This is a genomic window from Methanomicrobia archaeon, from assembly GCA_016930255.1.
Classification (GTDB): Archaea; Halobacteriota; Syntropharchaeia; order Alkanophagales; family Methanospirareceae; genus JACGMN01.
Genome location: JAFGHB010000046.1, coordinates 1 through 19,296 on the forward strand (window position 1 = coordinate 1; position 19,296 = coordinate 19,296).

14 protein-coding genes are annotated in these 19,296 nt (G+C 51.4%); 3 read left to right on the forward strand and 11 right to left on the reverse strand.

What is annotated here, in order from left to right:
* Nucleotides 1–141: 141 nt before the first annotated feature.
* The 4 genes from JW878_06790 to nuoE all read right to left on the reverse strand — a co-directional run bounded on the left by JW878_06790 (nucleotide 142) and on the right by nuoE (nucleotide 4,492).
* Nucleotides 142–405: a hypothetical protein gene (locus JW878_06790; protein MBN1762764.1), complete on the reverse strand. Its 264-nt coding sequence runs from the start codon at nucleotides 403–405 to the stop codon at nucleotides 142–144.
* Nucleotides 406–638: 233 nt separating this feature from the next.
* Nucleotides 639–2,078: a Coenzyme F420 hydrogenase/dehydrogenase, beta subunit C-terminal domain gene (locus JW878_06795; protein MBN1762765.1), complete on the reverse strand. Its 1,440-nt coding sequence runs from the start codon at nucleotides 2,076–2,078 to the stop codon at nucleotides 639–641.
* Nucleotides 2,075–4,015 carry an NADH-quinone oxidoreductase subunit NuoF gene (locus JW878_06800; protein ID MBN1762766.1) on the reverse strand — a complete coding sequence of 647 codons (1,941 nt, stop codon included), beginning with the start codon at nucleotides 4,013–4,015 and terminating at the stop codon, nucleotides 2,075–2,077. The genes JW878_06795 and JW878_06800 overlap by 4 nt, the downstream gene beginning before the upstream one ends.
* Nucleotides 4,016–4,036: 21 nt before the next feature.
* Nucleotides 4,037–4,492 carry an NADH-quinone oxidoreductase subunit NuoE gene (gene nuoE / locus JW878_06805; GenBank protein MBN1762767.1) on the reverse strand — a complete coding sequence of 152 codons (456 nt, stop codon included), beginning with the start codon at nucleotides 4,490–4,492 and terminating at the stop codon, nucleotides 4,037–4,039.
* Nucleotides 4,493–4,832: 340 nt separating this feature from the next.
* On the opposite strand from nuoE, the gene JW878_06810 reads away from it, so the two are divergent.
* On the forward strand, nucleotides 4,833–6,080 hold the full coding sequence (locus JW878_06810; GenBank protein MBN1762768.1) for a Glu/Leu/Phe/Val dehydrogenase: 1,248 nt from the start codon (nucleotides 4,833–4,835) through the stop codon (nucleotides 6,078–6,080).
* A 271-nt stretch (nucleotides 6,081–6,351) separates the two neighbouring features.
* On the opposite strand, the gene carB is transcribed toward JW878_06810, so the two are convergent.
* From carB to purL, 3 genes are all read right to left on the reverse strand, one after another.
* Nucleotides 6,352–9,570: a carbamoyl-phosphate synthase large subunit gene (gene carB, locus JW878_06815; protein MBN1762769.1), complete on the reverse strand. Its 3,219-nt coding sequence runs from the start codon at nucleotides 9,568–9,570 to the stop codon at nucleotides 6,352–6,354.
* Nucleotides 9,571–10,035: 465 nt separating this feature from the next.
* Complete coding sequence (locus tag JW878_06820) at nucleotides 10,036–10,305, reverse strand: hypothetical protein (GenBank protein MBN1762770.1); 270 nt, start codon at nucleotides 10,303–10,305, stop codon at nucleotides 10,036–10,038.
* 242 nt (nucleotides 10,306–10,547) lie between these two features.
* Nucleotides 10,548–12,872, reverse strand: a complete 2,325-nt coding sequence (purL, locus tag JW878_06825; protein MBN1762771.1) for a phosphoribosylformylglycinamidine synthase subunit PurL — start codon at nucleotides 12,870–12,872, stop codon at nucleotides 10,548–10,550.
* A gap of 295 nt (nucleotides 12,873–13,167) precedes the next feature.
* Here purL and JW878_06830 point away from each other — a divergent pair, with 295 nt between their 5' ends.
* Together JW878_06830 and JW878_06835 are read left to right on the forward strand one after the other, a co-directional pair.
* Nucleotides 13,168–14,142 carry a protein translocase subunit SecF gene (locus tag JW878_06830; protein ID MBN1762772.1) on the forward strand — a complete coding sequence of 325 codons (975 nt, stop codon included), beginning with the start codon at nucleotides 13,168–13,170 and terminating at the stop codon, nucleotides 14,140–14,142.
* 178 nt (nucleotides 14,143–14,320) lie between these two features.
* Nucleotides 14,321–14,683, forward strand: a complete 363-nt coding sequence (locus JW878_06835; protein MBN1762773.1) for a hypothetical protein — start codon at nucleotides 14,321–14,323, stop codon at nucleotides 14,681–14,683.
* 153 nt (nucleotides 14,684–14,836) lie between these two features.
* Here JW878_06835 and JW878_06840 read toward each other — a convergent pair whose 3' ends face one another.
* The 4 genes from JW878_06840 to JW878_06855 form a co-directional block, all read right to left on the reverse strand.
* The gene (locus tag JW878_06840) at nucleotides 14,837–16,861 is read right to left on the reverse strand and encodes an ATP-dependent DNA helicase (protein MBN1762774.1); all 2,025 of its coding nucleotides are present in this window, start codon (nucleotides 16,859–16,861) and stop codon (nucleotides 14,837–14,839) included.
* A gap of 287 nt (nucleotides 16,862–17,148) precedes the next feature.
* Complete coding sequence (locus JW878_06845; GenBank protein ID MBN1762775.1) at nucleotides 17,149–17,292, reverse strand: hypothetical protein; 144 nt, start codon at nucleotides 17,290–17,292, stop codon at nucleotides 17,149–17,151.
* A gap of 117 nt (nucleotides 17,293–17,409) precedes the next feature.
* Nucleotides 17,410–18,336, reverse strand: coding sequence for a DMT family transporter (locus tag JW878_06850; GenBank protein MBN1762776.1), 927 nt, complete (start codon nucleotides 18,334–18,336; stop codon nucleotides 17,410–17,412).
* 79 nt (nucleotides 18,337–18,415) lie between these two features.
* Complete coding sequence (locus JW878_06855; protein ID MBN1762777.1) at nucleotides 18,416–19,228, reverse strand: methyltransferase domain-containing protein; 813 nt, start codon at nucleotides 19,226–19,228, stop codon at nucleotides 18,416–18,418.
* Between the last annotated feature and the right edge of the window lie 68 nt (nucleotides 19,229–19,296).

The following is a 19,296-nucleotide window of genomic DNA, read 5'->3' on the forward strand; positions in this document are numbered from 1 at the left end:
CTTGATGATGGTGCCCGTGTTCCCCTTTCGGTAGTCCGGGCAATCCCGATTCAAACATATCTGGTCATTTGAAGTTGCTCCAGCCATAGAGTAAGTTATTAGATCGGGTACTTATAAAGGTCATGGTTTGTGGGACATTACCTAAAACTCTTTCCAATCCTTCTTCCCCTGCTCTCTAATTATTTTGATATAAGGCCGGTTTTTAAAACCCCTTTTGCGATGATACGCATGATAAACTTGTGTTATGAAGACAGAGAGAGGTAATGAAAATGCTACAAGACCAGCAATTAACAAACCATCATCGGAAAGGTCCCAGCCCATTGCTAACAAACCTAAAACTATTAGTGTGATAAGAAAAGCTCCTGGTCCGGTTAGCGTTGGAATGACCTCTCTAAATTCATCCATCTTTTCGCTCTTGGTTAATAGGGTTTATACATTCAGATAGAACTAATATCCATTATATAAATTCCTAGTATTTGGTATACGTCCAAAAATCGATCACCGTTGAGGGGCTCCCTCTGATTTTGAGAATAAATGGGAAGAGCTTGTTTATCTCTAAACCCTCGCGGCTTTCTCCTACCCGTTTTGCTAAGGTTCAGAACTTGTATGAACGTTTCTCAAATAGCTTAATGGTGAGGTCACACTTCATGATCAGCGGCTCGCTTCCTCTTATACTTCGTTAGCCGCTTTATCTCCTTGAGATCGACATCCCCGGTAACTTCTATATAGCCCTGCGCCTCTGCGCCCTTGAGCAAGTCCTCGCCCCTCTCCGTCCGGGTCAGAACAGTAGACCACCCCGGCTCAGAGCCGACAGAGCCGACCGAAATATCTGCCAGTTCCGCGGTATAATCAGAACAGACGAAACAGCCGGTATTGCCATAGCCCTCGACGTCGCCGAATGGAACGACATGCAGGTTCCCTTCCTGATCATAAACGCGGAATTCCTTACCTTTGATGTCCAACTTCTTTATAGCCTCCAACGGGAGAACCTTCTCCTCGAAATACGCCATCAGCTCTTGCTTGAACGTCTCCATACAGAACAAGCCGATGAGCAGTTTTATCTTCGCTTTCGCTATGCCGTACGGTTGATCCGAGGTTATCACTTTCCGTATACCACCAATCTGGCAGGGCGTTCCGACAAAGCCTATAGCATCACAACCTGCGGCAGCAGCTTCGAGGAGCCCGATACCACTGGGATAAACGGTATATTTCGTACCCGCACCATCTTTAAAATCATCCGAACTCCGTGCAACCTTCGCGCTCGGCTCCCAGTTCCGATCCGCAACCGTAATGGCCGCACAGTCCAAGATACCTGCATCGAGTGCATACCCGAGCAACGCGGTAACCGCGCCTCCATCCTGTGCTTTCTTCAATAACTCTGCGTCGGTCGATCGAACCGCGTAAGCATTTTTGTAAATACCCACGATCTCGTCCTCTGCTCTCTGCCGACCGAACGTTCGCTCTTCGACCTTGGCAAACGGGAACGAGCTCCTTATTTTCCTGTACAGATCCTCAACCTTGATTGTTCCTGTTGGACAAACGTACGCACATGCACCACAGCCGATGCACACCTCAGATAAGTTCACGCCCAACGGTTCTTCAAGTGGCCCCTCTATTGCGCGATCAATACCGCGCTCAACAAAATTAATCGCACTCACACCAACCCGTTCGTCACAAATCCGCGTACACAATCCACAAAGGATACATGTTTCGTCTTCCTTCGTGAACCGAGGTTTTTCCACACCGTACTCCTTAGCCAGATCTTGTAGTATCTCCACGGTGGGACAGCGCGCGAGCAATAATTCGATGAGCATTTTTCGAATCGCAACAATCTCCGGGGGATTAGTCTCGACGATTAACCCCTTTTCCACCGGGTAGTTACACGCGGTGACAACTTTGCTTCGCCCTCGTTTCGTTATCTTCACCGAGCAGAGTCGACAGGCACCAAAAGGTTCCACCAGGGGATGATAACAGAGTGTGGGAATAGCAATACCAATCTCTTTTGCTGCTTCTAAAATCGTTGTCCCCTCCTCAGCCGTGACTTTCTTGCCGTCTATCTCAAAACTAACGGTGCTCATTTCGGCGCGCCTCCTTTCGTCTTGCTGGTTGACAGTTTCCGTTTCGCTTCGGGCAGTGGCGGAGGCACTGGCTCGCCCGATAGTTTCTTCACCGCCCCGAATTTCGGCGGACAGACATCAAGACACGTCCCGCATTTCGTGCATTTCGATTGATCAATGACGTGTATCAGCTTCTTGTCTCCGATTACCGCATCAACCGGACACGCCTTGAGACAGCGCAGGCATGCCCCACATTTGCTTGGATCAATGTAATACGCGATTAAGTCCTTACAGGAGAGTGCGGGGCAGCGCTTATCGAGAATGTGCGCGTCATATTCATCTTTAAAATACCGAATAGTCGTTAATACCGGATTGGCTGCCGTGGTGCCTAAGGCGCAGAGAGAAGCATTTTTCATTACCCGCCCTATCTCCTCAAGCAGCGCTAAATCTTCCTCGTTACCCGCCCCTTCGACGACACGGCTCAGTATCTCCCGCAGGTGCTTTAACCCCTCTCTGCAGGGCACGCATTTACCACAGGATTCATCGCAGAGGAAATCCACGAAGTACCGGGCTACATCCACCATGCAGGTGTCCTCATCCATCACAATCATCCCGCCAGAGCCCATCATCGAGCCGAGTTTGGTGAGCGCGTCGAAATCCACAGGCGTATCGAGATATTGTTCGGGGATGCACCCTCCGGACGGCCCGCCGGTCTGCACAGCCTTGAACTTCTTGTCACCTGGGATTCCGCCCCCGATCTTGTAAATAATGTCCCGCAGGGTTGTGCCCATCGGAACTTCCACCAGGCCGGTATTGTTCACTTTGCCCACCAAGGAGAATATCTTTGTCCCTTTACTCCCTTCGGTACCAATAGAAGCGAACCAATCAGCGCCATTATTAATGATGAGCGGCACATTCGCCCAGGTCTCTACGTTGTTGAGATTGCTTGGTTTGTCCCACAAGCCACTATCAGACGTGTGGACGTACTTGGGTCGCGGCTCGCCCACTTCGCCTTCTATTGCGTTCATCAACGCGCTTGACTCACCGGAGACGAAAGCGCCCGCACCTCTATGCACGGTTACCTTGAAGTCAAAGCCCGAGCCGAGGATATTCTCACCGAGGAAGCCATAATCCTCTGCCTGCTTGATCGCAAGGATCGTATTCTTCACTGCCAATGGATACTCCTGACGGACGTAGATGAAGCCCTCCTGGGCGCCAATGGCATAAGCACCAATGGCCAATCCTTCAAGGACGCTGTGAGGATTGCCTTCCATGAGTGCGCGATCCATAAACGCACCCGGATCCCCTTCGTCGCAGTTAACAATAACATATTTCGGGTCGCCCGGTGCATTCCGTGTAGATTCCCATTTCCTGCCGGTAGGAAAGCCGCCGCCACCGCGACCTCGTAACTGCGATCTCTTCACTTCTTCAATAACCTCTTCGGGCGTAAACTTAAACAAAACCGTGCTCAGTGCACGATACCCACCCGTGGCGATATAATCCTTGATCTTTTGGGGGTCAATCTGGATATTATTGCCAATGATGAGGCGCTTTTGATATTTATAAAAAGGGATGTCAGATTCAGGGATTGCTTTTTCACCGGTTTTGGGATCAGTGTAGACCAAACGATCGATTACCTGCTTCTCCTTTATGGTCTTGGCGATAATCTCAGGGACATCCTCGGGCTGGACCTGAAGATAGCAGACCTCCTCAGGGTAAATGACCACGATGGTGCCCTTTTCGCAGAAACCAGGACAGCCTGTTTCTCTTATGTCCACTTCAGCTTCTAAGCCGTGCTCCTTGAGTTCTTTTTTGAACGCTGCGATAACGTTATGGCAGCCGAGGGCGATACAGCCAGTTCCCGCACAGATCGCAATACAGGGCTTTTCAGGGTCTCTCTTTGCCACGATCTCTTCTCTCAATCTTTCCAGCTCAGCAGGCGAATTTAGTCGTGCCATTGCTTCTCCTCTCTTCATCCTTTAGTCGTAACGTGCTAAAATATCCTTCACCTCTGTAGGCTTTAGCTTTCCGTGGTAATCGTTATCAATTATCATCACGGGCCCTAAGGCACAACAGCCGATACAATTCACCCGATTAACGGTGAATTTCATGTCGTCCGTTGTCGTACCCGCCCCAATCCCCAGTACGTTCTCCACCTCCGCTAAAATCCGCGGGCCGCCACGTACATGACAGGCTGTGCCTAAACAGACTTGAATCACATGGCGACCTACCGGCTTTAAGCTCAAGACCTTATAAAAGCTGACTATACGATAGATATGGCTTAGAGGAATCTGAAGCCTCGTGCTTATCCGTTCGATAGCTTCCTTTGGGATCCAGTTGAATTCACGCTGTATATCTAACAGCAGTTGAATTAAAAACCCTTCTTCTCCCTCGTATTTATCTATAATCTCATCCACACGCTTATCAGATGCCATTTCTACTTAACCTCCGTATGCTGCAGAGTTACAGATGGATCAGCGCCACCTATGTCTCTATCAATGTAACAGAATATAAAAACAATAGATTTGGTTTTTCGTGGTGTTTGCGAAAAACGGATTTTCGAAATGAAGCCTGCCGTGTCGTCACGCGTTGCTCAAGCTCACCCCATAAGTCCTTTTCCGATTAGATCAATTCCGGTGTTCTCTACAAGAGTTCACAGAATGCCCGTGCGATTACAGCACCTCAGTCCATTTACAACCCGTTTCACAGCTGCAGTGAGATGAAGATATTTAAGCTGGAACGTAGTTAGATAGAACATAAAAGCAGGTAAAAGAAATGACGAAAGAAAACCCTTTTGAGATGGCACAGAAGCAGTTGGACGATTGTGCAGAGATACTCAAGTTGGACCCGAGTGCACACGAGATCCTCCGGCATCCCATGCGTGAATTTCATGTCTCTATTCCCGTTCGCATGGATGACGGCTCGACCCGAGTATTTCAAGGATACCGGGTGCAATATAACGATGCGCTGGGACCGACGAAAGGCGGCATTCGATTCCATCCTGAGGAAACGATTGATACCGTGCGGGCGCTCGCAGCGTGGATGACTTGGAAGTGCGCGCTTCTTGGTCTGCCTCTGGGCGGCGGGAAAGGCGGGGTGATCTGCAATCCAAAAGAACTTTCTGAGGGGGAGCTGGAACGGTTAAGCCGTGCCTACATCGATCAGGTCTGGCAGTTCATCGGTCCGAACAAGGATATTCCCGCGCCTGATGTGTATACCACGCCGCAGATAATGGCCTGGATGATGGATGAATACTCGAAGATAGTCGGGAGGAATACCTTTGGCTGTATTACCGGTAAGCCGGTCTGCATCGGTGGCTCGTGTGGTCGTGAGGATGCCACCGCCCGAGGCGGTATGTACGCGATCCGGGAAGCGGCAAAAGCGCTCGGTATGAACCTGAAGAACGCTACCGTTGCGATACAGGGCTATGGCAATGCAGGCTGTCATGCCGCGTTTTTATGCCAAGAGCTCTTCGGTGCTAAGGTCGTAGCGGTTAGTGACTCGAAAGGTGGCGTTTACAAGAAGGACGGCCTGCCGCTCGAGAACGTCTGCGACTACAAGACGAAGACCAGGTCGGTCGTCAGCACCCCGGATGTGGAGCAGATCTCGAATGAAGAGCTGCTGGAGCTTGATGTGGATGTACTCATTGCAGCAGCCCTCGAGAATGCTATTACACGGGACAACGCGGCTAACGTCAAAGCGAAGATTCTGGCGGAGTTGGCGAACGGCCCGACGACACCGGATGCAGATGTGATCCTGTACGACAACGGTGTGCACGTGATACCCGATTTCCTCTGCAATGCAGGCGGCGTAACGGTCTCCTACTTCGAGATGGTGCAGAACATTTATATGTACTGCTGGGGCCTGGAGGAGGTTTACGAACGCTTAAATACCAAAATGACCGAAGCGTATCGCTCGGTGTTGGATGCGTCAAAGGTCTACGACATCAATATGCGTAAGGCGGCCTATGTGGTTGCCGTTGACCGCGTCGTCGAAGCAATGAGATTGCGCGGCTGGGTGTAGTGCACTCGCGCTTGTAGTGCACTCGCGCTATTTATTCAACAGATCACGAAGGGGCGGGCTAGAGAAAGGCGGAAATGACGTACCTGCCCCAAAATGATTTTTTAATGTTTTGCACTCCTTCTCAGGTGCGCTAGTGTAACGGACTTGTTGCAAGAATAAAGACGGCCACAGTCTGACCAACTCTCGTGAAACGTTATGCTAACGTCAAACTAAATCGCGGGAATACCGCTTGCTGTAGCATCTTCACTTCACTAACCATCGCACGGCGCGGCTAATTCGTGAAACCGGCCTGTTTATGATAGTCCTGAATTGCCTTCACCTCGGCCTGTCCGCGTTTCACCGTCTCGATACCTGCGACGGTAGCCAATGCGGCTGCGGTCGTGGTAATGTACGGGATCTTGTACTGGATTGCAGCCTGCCGGATATAGCTGTCGTCATGTTTCCCTTTACCGCCAGCAGGCGTGTTAATCACCAGTTGTATCTGCCTATTACGGATCTCATCTGTTATGTCAGGTCGGCCTTCGTGCAGCTTCACCGCCAACTCCGCTTTCATGTCGTGCTCCGCCAAAAATGCCTTCGTCCCTTTGGTTGCACGTATGGTGAACCCCAGTTTGGCGAGGCGTGCTGCGACCTCAAGAATCTCCGGCTTATCAGGATCTGTAGCGGATATCAGGACCGTGCCCTCGGTGGGCACTTGCATACTCGCAGCTTCTTGCGCTTTGTAGAATGCCAGTCCAAAGGAGGGTGCAATACCCAGCACCTCGCCCGTACTCTTCATCTCCGGCCCCAGCACCGGATCAACGTCTGGGAACATATTGAACGGAAATACCGCTTCCTTTACACCGAAATACGGAAGGATCTTATCGCCACGGTCCAATGTCTTGAGTAAGTCCTTCAACTTCCTGCCTAGCATCACTTTCGTCGCTACTTTGGCGATCGGGATGCCGGTAACCTTGCTTACCAGCGGCACGGTACGAGAAGCGCGTGGATTTGCCTCCAGTATGTACACCTTCTCATCGGCGATTGCGTACTGGATATTCATCAGTCCGACGACCTTGAACGTATTGGCGATTTTCTTCGTGTACTCCGCTATCGTTGCGAGATGCTCCGATGAAATCGTCCGCGAGGGGATCACGCAGGCGCTATCGCCGGAATGGATCCCGGCAAGCTCGATATGCTCCATTACCGCGGCGATGAATACGTCCTCGCCGTCCGCGATGGCATCCACCTCGGCCTCGATCGCGTGCTCTAGGAACTTATCGATGAGCATTGGATACTCTGGACTCACGTCTACCGCCTCCTTCGCGTAATTCAGGAGCATCTTCTCGTCGTAGACGATCTCCATGCCCCGGCCACCAAGCACAAAGGATGGCCGCACCATCAACGGAAAGCCTATCTCTCGTGCCACGTTCAATGCCTCCTCGACTGAACGCGCGATGCCACTCTCGGGCTGTGGAATCTCCAGCTCGTTCATCATCGTGCGGAAGAGCTCGCGGTCCTCTGCCAAATGGATGCTTTCGGGGCTCGTGCCCAGTATCTGCACGCCAGATTCGTGGAGTTCCTTCGCGATGTTCAGTGGAGTCTGGCCTCCAAACTGCACGATCACACCATCCGGCTGCTCCTTAATATAGCAGTTTAACACGTCTTCAATCGTAAGCGGTTCGAAATAAAGCTTGTTCGAAGTGTCATAATCGGTGGAGACGGTCTCGGGATTGCAATTGATCATCACGGATTCGATGCCCTCTTCCCGTAATGCGAACGCAGCGTGGACACAGGTGTAATCGAACTCGATGCCCTGCCCGATCCGGTTCGGTCCACCGCCTAAGATCATTATCTTCCGCTCGGGCGATACCGAAACGGAATCTGATGCGTTGTAGGTTGAATAATAATATGCGGCGTCAGCACCGCTCACCGGCACCGCTTCATAAGCGACTGTTTTTCCTGCATTGAGTCGCTGTGTCCGGATTTCCAGCTCGGTCTTCCTCAGTAGTTGCGCGAGGTAGCGATCCGAGAACCCGCATTCCTTCGCCGTCTTGAGCAGCTCAGTGGGCAGCTCTCGGCCCCGGTACGTCTTTATCAATTCCTCGAGCTCGACGAGCTCCTGCATCTGACGGATGAACCATCGGCCGATTTTCGTCGTCTGATACAGTTCCTCACTGGACGCACCTTTGCGCAGCGCTTCGTACATCAGGAAGATGCGCTCGCTTGAAGGGGTGACCAATCGTGCTCTGAGTTCATCGAGAGAGAGCGAAGCGAAGTCCTTTGCGCTGCCTACGCCGTATCGTTTGATCTCCAGCGACCGAATCGCTTTTTGAAACGCCTCCTTGAAGCTCTTCCCGATGCTCATCACCTCGCCTACGGCTTTCATCTGCGTGCCCAATTGATCGCGAGTCTGACGGAACTTCTCAAATGCCCAGCGTGCAAACTTCACGACGACGTAATCCCCGCCGGGCGTATAAGTATCCAGCGTGCCGCCCCTCCAGTACGGTATCTCGTCCAGAGTGATGCCCGCGGCAAGTTTCGCGGATATTCGCGCGATCGGAAAGCCCGTTGCCTTTGACGCTAAAGCCGATGACCGCGACGTACGCGGGTTAATCTCAATTACAACGACTCGATCATCCTCGAGGTTATGTGCAAATTGTATGTTCGTGCCACCGATAACGCCAATCGCATCAACGATCCGGTACGAGAACTCCTGCAGCTTCATCTGCAGTTCTTCAGGCACCGTCAGCATTGGCGCCACGCAGAAACTGTCACCGGTATGCACGCCCATTGCGTCAACGTTCTCAATGAAACAAACGGTAATCATGCTGCCCTTCTTGTCCCGAATCACTTCGAGTTCAAGCTCTTCCCAGCCTAAAACCGATTCTTCGACGAGCACCTGACCGATGAGGCTCGCTGCGATGCCGCGGGCAACAATTGTCCGTAACTCTTCGACGTTATACACAAGCCCGCCGCCGGTTCCACCTAGGGTGTACGCGGGTCTGATGACGACCGGATAGCCCAGTTCCTGCGCGATCTGCTCTGCTTCCTCGATCGCGTAGGCAGGGGAGCTCTTCGGCATCGGAATGCCCAGTTTCGCCATCGTCTCTTTGAAAGCAATACGGTCTTCGCCGCGTTCGATCGCGTCAGCCTCTACGCCGATTATCGTAACCCCATAGGTATCCAGAATACCCTGCTTGCTCAGTTTCGCAGAAAGGTTGAGGCCGGTCTGTCCGCCGAGGTTGGGCAGCAGCGCATCGGGCCGCTCCTTCGCGATGATCTTCTCCAGGTTCTCCACGGTCAGCGGCTCGATATACGTCCGGTCCGCCATCTCCGGATCGGTCATGATGGTAGCGGGATTGGAATTCACCAAAACGACCTCATAGCCTTCCTCGTGGAGCGCTTTGCACGCTTGCGTACCCGAGTAATCAAACTCGCAGGCTTGACCAATCACGATGGGACCTGACCCTATCACCAGCACCTTCTTGATGTCTTCTCTTTTCGGCACGTCCTCTCGTATTCTTCAAAAGACTTCCGGAATAAAAATGAATGAGTCAATATATGTTTCTCGGCAAAGTTGTAAGATAATCCAACGGAATGCTTTTTTGATATCCTCTACAGTTGAATAACACAGAAATCGTACCGTACTTAGATGCAGGGTATGTGACTTTTGTATAGCCTCAGGTAACACTTGTGAATTTTATCAAATCTGCTAAACCTATTATTTTTGAGAAACTGATCTTTCAGAGTAAGACTTATAATCATATCCAAATTCTCGTAAGTGAATTATAATAATTATTACAGAAAATACTATGAACTCTGCTAGGACAATTGTTAATCTTTCCGTATAAAAGAATACAGCCAAGGATGCTACTAAACCTAAAAAACCAAAGTTTAAAAATTTTTCTTGGATAATCCAGAATAGTCTCCTATAATTTGTAAGCACCTCAATCTTATAAGAGCAAAGAAAAAGTCAAAAGCTGTATATGAGAATGATAATTATATCAATAGCTCTTTGAATATCTGCAGAATATGCATCAATTAGAAGGGCAATTCCCGCAAAAGTAAGACCACTAAGAGTTAGCGCTCTGAGATTATATTCTCTTGATTCAGGCGTAATATTCTCGCCTTTCGTTCTATCGAATGGACTCAAAATAAGTTCCTTGTTGGTGAATAGTAGGACTGCAAGCTCTAGACACATCCAGGTAAATAGTCCAATCGTAACGCTCAATCCGAGTTTCATTATCTATTTGTACCCACAGTTCCAGCATTTGGAGTTTTCAGGTGGGTTTGTCTTCCCGCATCTGGGGCATTCCCAGTTACGAGCTTTAATGATTACATTGGCAAGTCTACCACAATTCGGACATTCGGAAGCACCCGCAGGTAAAGGTTCCCCACACCCGCTACAAACCATCTTCTCACCTCTACTAATATTTGATTGTAACATATAAAATGATTTTTAATTTTGCAATCTAAAAAAAGATGTCAAAGTGCCCCTAGCCACGCTTTTCTTGCTTCTTCTAATGGGAGATTCAGTAACGCACGATTCGTATTACGAACACAAATTTGCTTCTCATCCATCGTGTTCCCTATGTTGCATATACAAACTCCACGCGTATCCATCAACCCCTCGAGTCTTCGCGCTTCTTCGTTCCGGATTTCAACTACCCAGCGTGAGTTCGATTCGGAGAACAATGCAAAATCATCCCGTATTTTTGGATTTACGCGTGCGATATCAAGAGAAGCCCCAATGTCTCCTCCTAACAGCATCTCGCAGACCGCAACGGCAAGCCCGCCTTCGGAAACGTCATGGCAACTTGCGATTGAACCCGCCCTCATCGCTTCCCGTAACACGTCCATACTCTTTCCCAACACCGCCGGATCGGTTCGCGGCACGATACCCGCATTTGAACCCCGCAACCTGGAATATTCACTGCCGCCTAATTCCGCTTTCGTCTCTCCGAGCAGATAGAGCGGATTGCCAACTTCCTTGACGTCCGCCGTTACGCACTCACGCACGTCCTCGCAGATACCGATACCAAGGATACTGGGGGTAGGCGGAATGGATTCGTTGAGCACGACGGATTCGTTATAGAAGCTTACATTTCCGCTCACAAACGGTACGCCGAGCGCGGATGCCATATACCCGAGCCCGCGACAGCATTCGTAGAAATTGCCCATACGGTCAGACTTCTCCGGATTGCCAAAGTTCAAGCAGTCGGCAAGCGCATGAGGGACCGCACCGACCGCAGTCAAATTCCTGCAGACCTCGTCTATTGCACTTGCAGCACCCCAAAACGGATTCAGTTTGCAAAAGGTCGGATTCACATCGGCGGTAATCGCAAGCCCTTTAAAAGAGCTTTCTAACGGCTTTATTACCGCGGCATCGCCGTGCGTCTCCTTCCCACGCCTACCCTGTAACGGTTTTATTATCGTCGAAGCACGCACTTCATGGTCATACTGCCGTATCACGGATTCTCGCGACGCGATGTTCGGAGCGGCAAGCAGTAATTGTAAAAGCTGGTTGTAGTCTTCAGGCTCGTCCAGTCCCACGAGCTCTTCGCGTTCTTTTATCCGCATCTCCATCGGGCGTGCATAAACCGGACAAGAGACGAGAAAATCCGTTTCGAGCTCAAATACCTGCTCGTCATGGTAAACAATCCTGATTTTGGGAACGGTAGAAACCTCTCTGCTTGCACTTTTCTTCGATGTTTGACCTAAGACCACTGCATCGACGTCCCATTTATCAAAGAGATCGAGAACCTCGTCCACGTTCTCTGGCTTGAGCGCCAGTAAAAACCGCTCTTGCGATTCCGATATCCAGATCTCCCAGGGGCTCAGGCCCTCTTCCTTCAGTTTCACTCGATCCAGATGGATCTCTCCACCACAGCCTCCGGCATGGCACATCTCGCTCACCGCGCAGGATAAGCCACCGCCACCGAGGTCTTTCATGCCGCTTATCAACCGTTTCTCATTCGCCTCGAGTATCGCATGTACGAGCGGCTCTTTCGTTATCGGATCGCCAACCTGGACTGCGCTCCGTGTTTCCTCATCGCCCGTAAGTTCCACGGAAGCAAAGGTGACGCCGTGTATACCGTCTCTCCCGGTCTTGCCACCGACCAGAACGAGCACCTCTCCGGGCTTTGCCCTGCTTCTGCTCAAATCAGACTTTTTCATTATCCCAACGCAGCCGACGTTCACCACGCAATTGCCCACGTAACCCTCGTCGAAGTAAACCATACCCGCACACGTTGGAATGCCGATCCGGTTCCCGTAGTCTCGTATCCCCGCAACGACGCCGTCAAAGATGAATCGTGGATGCTTCACCTCCGGAGGCAGCTTCTCGTAGTCGTAATCCAGCGGGCCGAAGAATAACGGATCGATCAACGCTATAGGCTGCGCGCCCATACAAACCACGTCCCGCACGATCCCGCCGATTCCCGTTGCGGCACCTCCATACGGCTCGATGGCCGAAGGATGGTTATGGCTCTCGAGCGCGAGCACGTACGCATGGTCTTTATCGAAATCCAGAACGCCTGCATCCTCGGATATTACTAACATATTCTGCGGCGCCTGAATGCCAAAGACGAAGCTTTTCAAAGCGTTTTTCGAACTCTTGTAACAGCAATGTTCCGACCACGCCTGTGCGATACTCTGGAGCTCCACATCGGTTGGCTCTCGGTTTTTCGCACTGAAATAGCCCTTTATCCGCCGCATCTCCTCCACGCTAAGCGAAAGACCCATTACCTCGCTCACACGCGCCAACTCGTCATCGCCAGCATCCGTTATCGGTACTTCAAATCGGTTCATGCACTGCTCTGTTAAAAAGAATCATTTACTAAAGATATAACTTGATCGTTGACTGATAGCCGCTCAAGCGATCTCAGCTAGAATGCACACGCCCCCCCCCCAAAAAAAACCTGTCGCTGTACTCGATAGCGTTCCGCGGTGAAAGCGCATCTCTCTTTTAGCACCGGTCAGCATTTACGAAAAGAATAACTTAAGTAATAAATGACCGTATAAGCCATTTTATTGGCGTCCCATACCCATTACGTTACCCACAAAGGATGAAGGTTTTTATTACACTAAATATAAAGGAAGTTGCATGCAAATACCAGACGTAGACAGCCTGTTCGAGAAAGTGGATATAACGAAATATCCAGTGAGAAAGTTTATTGCGATACCTCTGATCATTCTCTTCATTGCGTTTGCCGTGCTCGCGTACACGCAGGTCAGCATCGACTCGCCAGTTCGGTTAGGAACGGATTTCGAAGGCGGGACGGTGGTGAAAGTGGTAACAGGTGAGTCGCAAGAAGCGCTCGAAGCGCGATTTGCCGCATATCCCGTCTCCTCGATAAGAGCCTCCGGCGGTGAGAACGAGATGAGCATAGAATTCGGCCAGATGAGTGATTCGCAGAAGGATGAATTGATAGCTATGCTTCAAGCGGATTACGGCTCGTATGAGCTGCGCGACATCAGCCCGCTATTTGGCGAGGAATTGCAGGGGCAGGCCAAGGATGCCGTGGTGGTCGCATTCATTCTGATGGCACTCGTCGTTTTCGTGGTGTTCAGAACGGTTATTCCACCGTTAGCGGTTATCTTCGCCGCGTTCTCCAATATCGTTGTTGCTCTCGCCTGCATGAACGTCGTAGGCCTGGAATTGTCGCTCGGGACGGTCGCCGCACTGCTTATGCTCATCGGCTACTCTGTGGACTCGAATATCTTACTGACGACGAATCTGCTGCGTAAGAAGGGCGATTTAAACGAGAAGGTCCGGAATACCATGAAGACCGGTGTGACGATGACGTTCACGACGTTCGTTGCGATATTTGCCATGTTCCTCGTTTCTTCTACTATCCATCTGTTCTCCGCGCATTTCGCGCCCATACCCATTTTACGGGACATATCACTCGTGATCTTGTTCGGTCTCGTAATGGACTTGATGAACACGTGGCTCTTTAACGCCGGGGTATTACGGTGGTACTTGGAGCGGAAGGAGAGCAAGAAATACGGTAAACGACCGGTGAAAAGCGGCGCGACAAAAAAGAAGAATGCGAAGAACAAAAGTAGCATGGTGTAATTCTATCCTCTGTACAAAGTATCTTCTCTTTTTTTGATTGACCTTTTTAGCGTGGCGTTCGTGCGGCATCCGAGCGCTTCAAGAGGGTAGGTGTACTGCAGTTGGTTACCTTAGGCCACCTACTTTATATACCAACAGACAATCAATGTTAATAAGTAAGAGGAAGGTGAAGGATACTATGAGCGGAATGGGAACCACTATAAAGACGATAAAAGATGCTGGCTACAGAGTAATAATAAAGAACGAGGATGGCAGCCCAAAGAAAGTTTGGCGATGCCTCGTTAAAGAAGGGAATTACGGCAAGTTCATCTCGGTCGAGCAGCATTGGGTACGGAAGACGGAAGGCGAGAAGATAACGGAAAGCGATTGGGCGCGGAAATCAATAAATTTTCCGTACGATAAAGATAAAGCGTTTGCAACGTGGAATTCCATAATGGAGTTATTAGAAAGTGCTTTCGGTGCGGGTGAGAGTGCGGACCTGGAGCGCGAGGTAGAAGAGGAATTCGGTGAGGAACTCGAAGGGCTCGAAGACGAGCTGTAGTTCCCCTTAGCCGAGCCGTCAGAATCCCCAGGGCAGGGCAGGTATAGAGAATCCGGTAGAATTATCACGAGAGTCAGTCAGCGAGCGTACGTAATCCTGCTTTGCGTGTGTGGTTTGCACTGTCCGGTGGTGGATTTCTCTTGCAGCGGTGAGTCAGAAGAACTTTCGACAGAGCATTTCCGCGCGATCGGTGAAGGTAACCTTGTAATCAGAGGGGAGGCAGTTTTTATACGGGAACTGCGCGAACCGGTAATCCATAAGCACAATGATGCATCGGTCGTGCTCGCTTCGTATGCCTCTGCCAGCCGCTTGCAGTACCTTGGTCACCGCGGGGTAGAGATAGCCGTACAACCTTCCCTTTTCCGATCCGTATTTGCCGGTATAATAGCTTTCGATCGTTTTCACTTCCAGTGTGGGCGGACTTAACGGGAGTCCAACGACGATAATCGCCTTGAGCGTGTTGGACTCGTAATCCAGGCCCTCAGAGAACGAACCGCCCTGCACGGCGAGCAAGATCCCATCGGTCGTGTCCCGGAGCAACTCGTATAAACGGTTCTTCTCATTCTTGTTCATCTCGCGGCGCTCCACCATTGCCCGTCTGTGTACGTCATCCGGCAGATACGCGGCTATGTTGTTGAGAAGCGCATACGAGGGGAAGAAGACCGCCATGCCGCCTCGCACGTAGCGGGCCACGTCGCTTATCTTCCCTGCTACTTTCCGGTACATCTCCTCGCCCCGTTTTGTATATTTCGTGGTGAGCTCTTTCGTAACGACAATTGGGCGGTTCTCTTCAGGGAACGGCGACTGATACTCGCGCATCACGATCTCTTTGCCCCGAGTTCGGGCAGGCGTAACGCCGAGCACATCGGCATACATCTCGGCAGGGCATAACGTGCCGCTCATCATGATGGCTGCATGCACCCGGGCGAAGATCGGCGCGCTGACTACCGCGGGGTCGAGCAGTTTGAAGTAGAGCGCTGGATTCTCACGCTGTGCGAGCGAGAATATCCGTATGCATCGCTCGCGTGTGCGCCAGGTATCCAGGAACTCCGCAACGTTGAGGATATTCCGCTGTGCCGCCTCGAGATCCTTATTATATTTTGCGTGGCGCGTCGTGCTTGCGGAGCGGTATTGGTCCTTCTTCAAGCTTTTGAGGAGCCGTTTCTCTTCCGCGGAGAGCACGGAGTTGGCGCTTTCAGCGGTTTGCACTTCGTTTGTTCCCGTATCGAGCTCACCGGCAAGGCTTTGAAGCCTGGTTACGAACTCATCATAGCCTATCGCCTCGATCCGCCGTCTTAAGACCTTCTCCATCTCTTCGAGCAGGAAATTCCGCTCCACCGGTATCTCAGCCGCGTTGGTTTCACTCGCTTTCAATGCCAATTTCGCGAAGATCTTTTCTACTTCCAGGAGGTTGCCGTACATCTCGCGGTCGCTGTACTTGATTTCCCGTGCGGCACCGGTGATCGTGCTCAGTCGCAGGGTGTTGCTGAGATTGTTGCGAATGCGGTCCGGCAGGTTATGCGCTTCGTCAACGATCACAATCAGGTCGTCCAAACCCGCCTCAAGCTTCTCTAACATCCGCTCCGCAATGCCAGGATCAAAGAGGTAATTATAATCGCACACGACCACGTCAGCACGTGCAGCCACTTCCAGAGCCGCTTTATACGGGCATACGCCGCGACCGGTGCACCAATCGCAGAGCTCCTCCACGTGCAGTATGTCATCCATTATTCGCCGCAGAGCTTCTTCGTCGTTCTTGAGGAAATACCGGCAGCGTTTGTTCTTCTGCTCAGACCTGCAGAACTCGTGGAAGAGCGAATGGTACTCACGATAGATCGAGACCGCGCGTGGGCACATGGACTGCTTCGAGGTGATATCAACCGCGACGAACTTGAGGTTGGCATGCGCTTTTATCAACCGGAGCGTGTCGATCGCGATCTTGTGCTGGCTGCGTTTGGACGTGAGGAATAAGACCGTCTTTTCGTTCGCCAGTGCGTACTGTAAGGTGGGAACGAGCGCAGCAGCGGTCTTCCCGATTCCGGTCGGCGCATGCGCGAAGAGGATGTTCTCGGATTCCACCGAGTCCCGTACATCGTCCATGAACTCACGCTGACCCTCGCGTATCGAAGGGAAGGGGAAATATGCGTCGCCTCCTGGGTTAGTCGCGATTTTTGGCATTTACAGTACCACCAGAGAGAAATGGCATGGCCATAACACCTTATTTGTAAGTTGTTCTTGTTGATGTTAAATGCCCTGCACGCACCGTACCGCACCGCTCCATACCGAGGGGGGAGAGTAGCAGTTAGACCCCTGCAGGATTAAAGGGATAGGCGACGTCATCGAGTTTTATCGGAAACGGGGCTTTGAACCGCGCTGAAATTGCCTGAGCTATTCCAGAGTGGAGAGTATCAGGAGCAACTTAACATACCGCCATCCCGAAGCAAACGGTGCCGTAGCGTGCGAACTTAACTTTTCATCGGGCTAGAATACCGAACGCCCTTTACCTCGAAGATATTATTCCCCAGCCGAACGGTCTTTCCTAAGAAAGAGGCATCGTTGAGGACTTCCTCGAGTTTAAATCTCTCCCACACCGCTTTTTGCGCCGCCATCACAACCACCACTCCTTCTATACGAAATGAACCATATATATAGTGAACGGTTTACAATATTGCCAAATTTGAGCAATTCCGCCGCGCGGGTAGCTCGGTGGACTGCTCTACGTGTGCTCACCGACCGAGATTGATGGAGGGACGATTGACGAGATAAATGCCGGCACCGACGAGTATGAGGCCAAGCCAGAGTAACAGAGGTAAGGGTTCTTTTAACACCAGACCGCTCAGGATAACGCCGAAGAGCGGAGCCAGGAAGGTAAATGCCGTGAGTCGGCTCACGGGGAAGCGATGAATCATCCAGAACCAGAGCAGATAGCTGAAGAACGCGACGACGACGCACTGATAGCCGATGGCCCCTAACACCAGCGTGTTCAGCGAAAGAGGCTCGTCCAGCTCGAAGATCAGAAATGCGGCAGCCATGAGCGGAAGAGAAAAGAAGAGCTGCGCGAAGAGGGTTTGATAATGCGTGAAATCGCGGGTCTCCACGATCTTTTTGATATAAACGGTCGTAGCAGCCCAGAAGAATGTGGCAGCCAGCACCATCAGATCGCCTATCCAGAAGTGCGGACCCAGCGTTGGCGAGCGCGATCCAAAAACTAAAATAAGCCCGCCAAAAGCTGATACCAACCCGCCAGCTTTGAGCGCGGTGAGGCGATCGTTCATGAGGAGGAGATGAGCGCCGAGCGCAACCCAGAACGGGTGCATATAGAGGAATATAGTGCCCCGGGAAGCGTGGGTGAAATCCAGCCCCTGGTAGAGGCAGAGGAATTCGAGCCCGAAGAGGGTGCCAATGACCATGCCGTGCCGCAGCTCACCTCTTTTCAGAAATACCCCTTTTCCCAAGAAGCGGGCATACACCCAGAGAAGGCACGCGGCAACACCTGACCGGATCGTAGCGGCCAGAAGCGGTGGAATACCTTGATTGCTGATCTTGATGCTGACCTGGTTCCCACCCCAGAGAAAGCAGAGCAGTACGAGCGTTACACTCGCGGCAAGCGGTATGGTTCCAGAAGGCTTTCCGGTGATGTGAGGTCTTTCCATTCTCTCGTTCTCTTCAACCCGCGATAGGCAGGCAGTTACTCTCAGCCGGGTTTTCCGGCCGTGATGCTACAGTGCACTTTCATTTCGTTGCGGTGCCTTTAAAGAAGGTATAGCAGAAGGTGCCATCGGGCTCGGTTGTCCGGTAGAGGTCTGCGATTCCGTTTGCCCAGGTTTCCGCATCGATCAGGTTTAACGCTAACGCCTGCTCTCTGACGCCCTCGACCATGGCAATGAAGGTATTTTTGGTGAAGCCTTCTACCAGGTGGGGCTTGCTTGAATCGACGTAGACCATACGCGGGGCTACCCGGACATTGTCAAATCGCGCGGTGGAGAGCAGCGGGTAGAGCTGGCGGCCGATCAGGGCGTTGCCGTTCATGCGCGCCTGGATATCAATCAGGCACTGTATAGTTCGCAATGCGTCCTTACTTTCGGGATAGAAATAGGCCGAGCCGTGGTCGCCCTCGATGACGGTAATCGAGCCGCCTGGTTTCAGCACGGTCTTTAAACACGCTAGTGCGTTCGCGGGGTCTTGTAAATGTTCAAGCACGAAGCAGACAAAGATATGGTCAAACCGCTCGGGTTCAAATGGCAGCTCAAAGATGTCCTCTTTTTGAAATCTAACATTGTGTACCCCTTCTCGTTCGCATAATGCGCGTGCTTGACTGATCGACGTTTTGGAGATATCAATGGCAGTGAACTGCGCTTCAGGGCTGTTTCGTGTCAGGATAACCGTTTGAGCACCGACGCCGCAGCCGACTTCCAGAACCTCGCTTCCGGCCGGGTAAGCGGTATCGTAATGCAACAGCTCAGCTAACGTATTTGCCTGATCGTATAATCGGGCCAGTTCTCGATCCGAATAGCCATGGACGTACGCACGCCGCTCGGGATTCATTTGCGTCACTTATCGGTTTTATATTTCTTTTTGTTTGTTACGTTAAAGATGGTCTGAAGGTCTTGAGT

Bases quoted from the DNA above. Each gene is read 5' to 3' on its own strand.
- JW878_06855 (MBN1762777.1), bottom strand. From the start codon at position 19,228: ATGAATCCCGAGCGGCGTGCGTACGTCCATGGCTATTCGGATCGAGAA.
- JW878_06830 (MBN1762772.1), top strand. From the start codon at position 13,168: ATGCAAATACCAGACGTAGACAGCCTGTTCGAGAAAGTGGATATAACG.
- JW878_06845 (MBN1762775.1), bottom strand. From the start codon at position 17,292: ATGGCGGCGCAAAAAGCGGTGTGGGAGAGATTTAAACTCGAGGAAGTC.
- JW878_06840 (MBN1762774.1), bottom strand. From the start codon at position 16,861: ATGCCAAAAATCGCGACTAACCCAGGAGGCGACGCATATTTCCCCTTC.
- JW878_06790 (MBN1762764.1), bottom strand. From the start codon at position 405: ATGGATGAATTTAGAGAGGTCATTCCAACGCTAACCGGACCAGGAGCT.
- nuoE (MBN1762767.1), bottom strand. From the start codon at position 4,492: ATGGCATCTGATAAGCGTGTGGATGAGATTATAGATAAATACGAGGGA.
- JW878_06850 (MBN1762776.1), bottom strand. From the start codon at position 18,336: ATGGAAAGACCTCACATCACCGGAAAGCCTTCTGGAACCATACCGCTT.
- JW878_06800 (MBN1762766.1), bottom strand. From the start codon at position 4,015: ATGGCACGACTAAATTCGCCTGCTGAGCTGGAAAGATTGAGAGAAGAG.
- purL (MBN1762771.1), bottom strand. From the start codon at position 12,872: ATGAACCGATTTGAAGTACCGATAACGGATGCTGGCGATGACGAGTTG.
- JW878_06795 (MBN1762765.1), bottom strand. From the start codon at position 2,078: ATGAGCACCGTTAGTTTTGAGATAGACGGCAAGAAAGTCACGGCTGAG.
- JW878_06810 (MBN1762768.1), top strand. From the start codon at position 4,833: ATGACGAAAGAAAACCCTTTTGAGATGGCACAGAAGCAGTTGGACGAT.
- JW878_06820 (MBN1762770.1), bottom strand. From the start codon at position 10,305: ATGAAACTCGGATTGAGCGTTACGATTGGACTATTTACCTGGATGTGT.
- JW878_06835 (MBN1762773.1), top strand. From the start codon at position 14,321: ATGAGCGGAATGGGAACCACTATAAAGACGATAAAAGATGCTGGCTAC.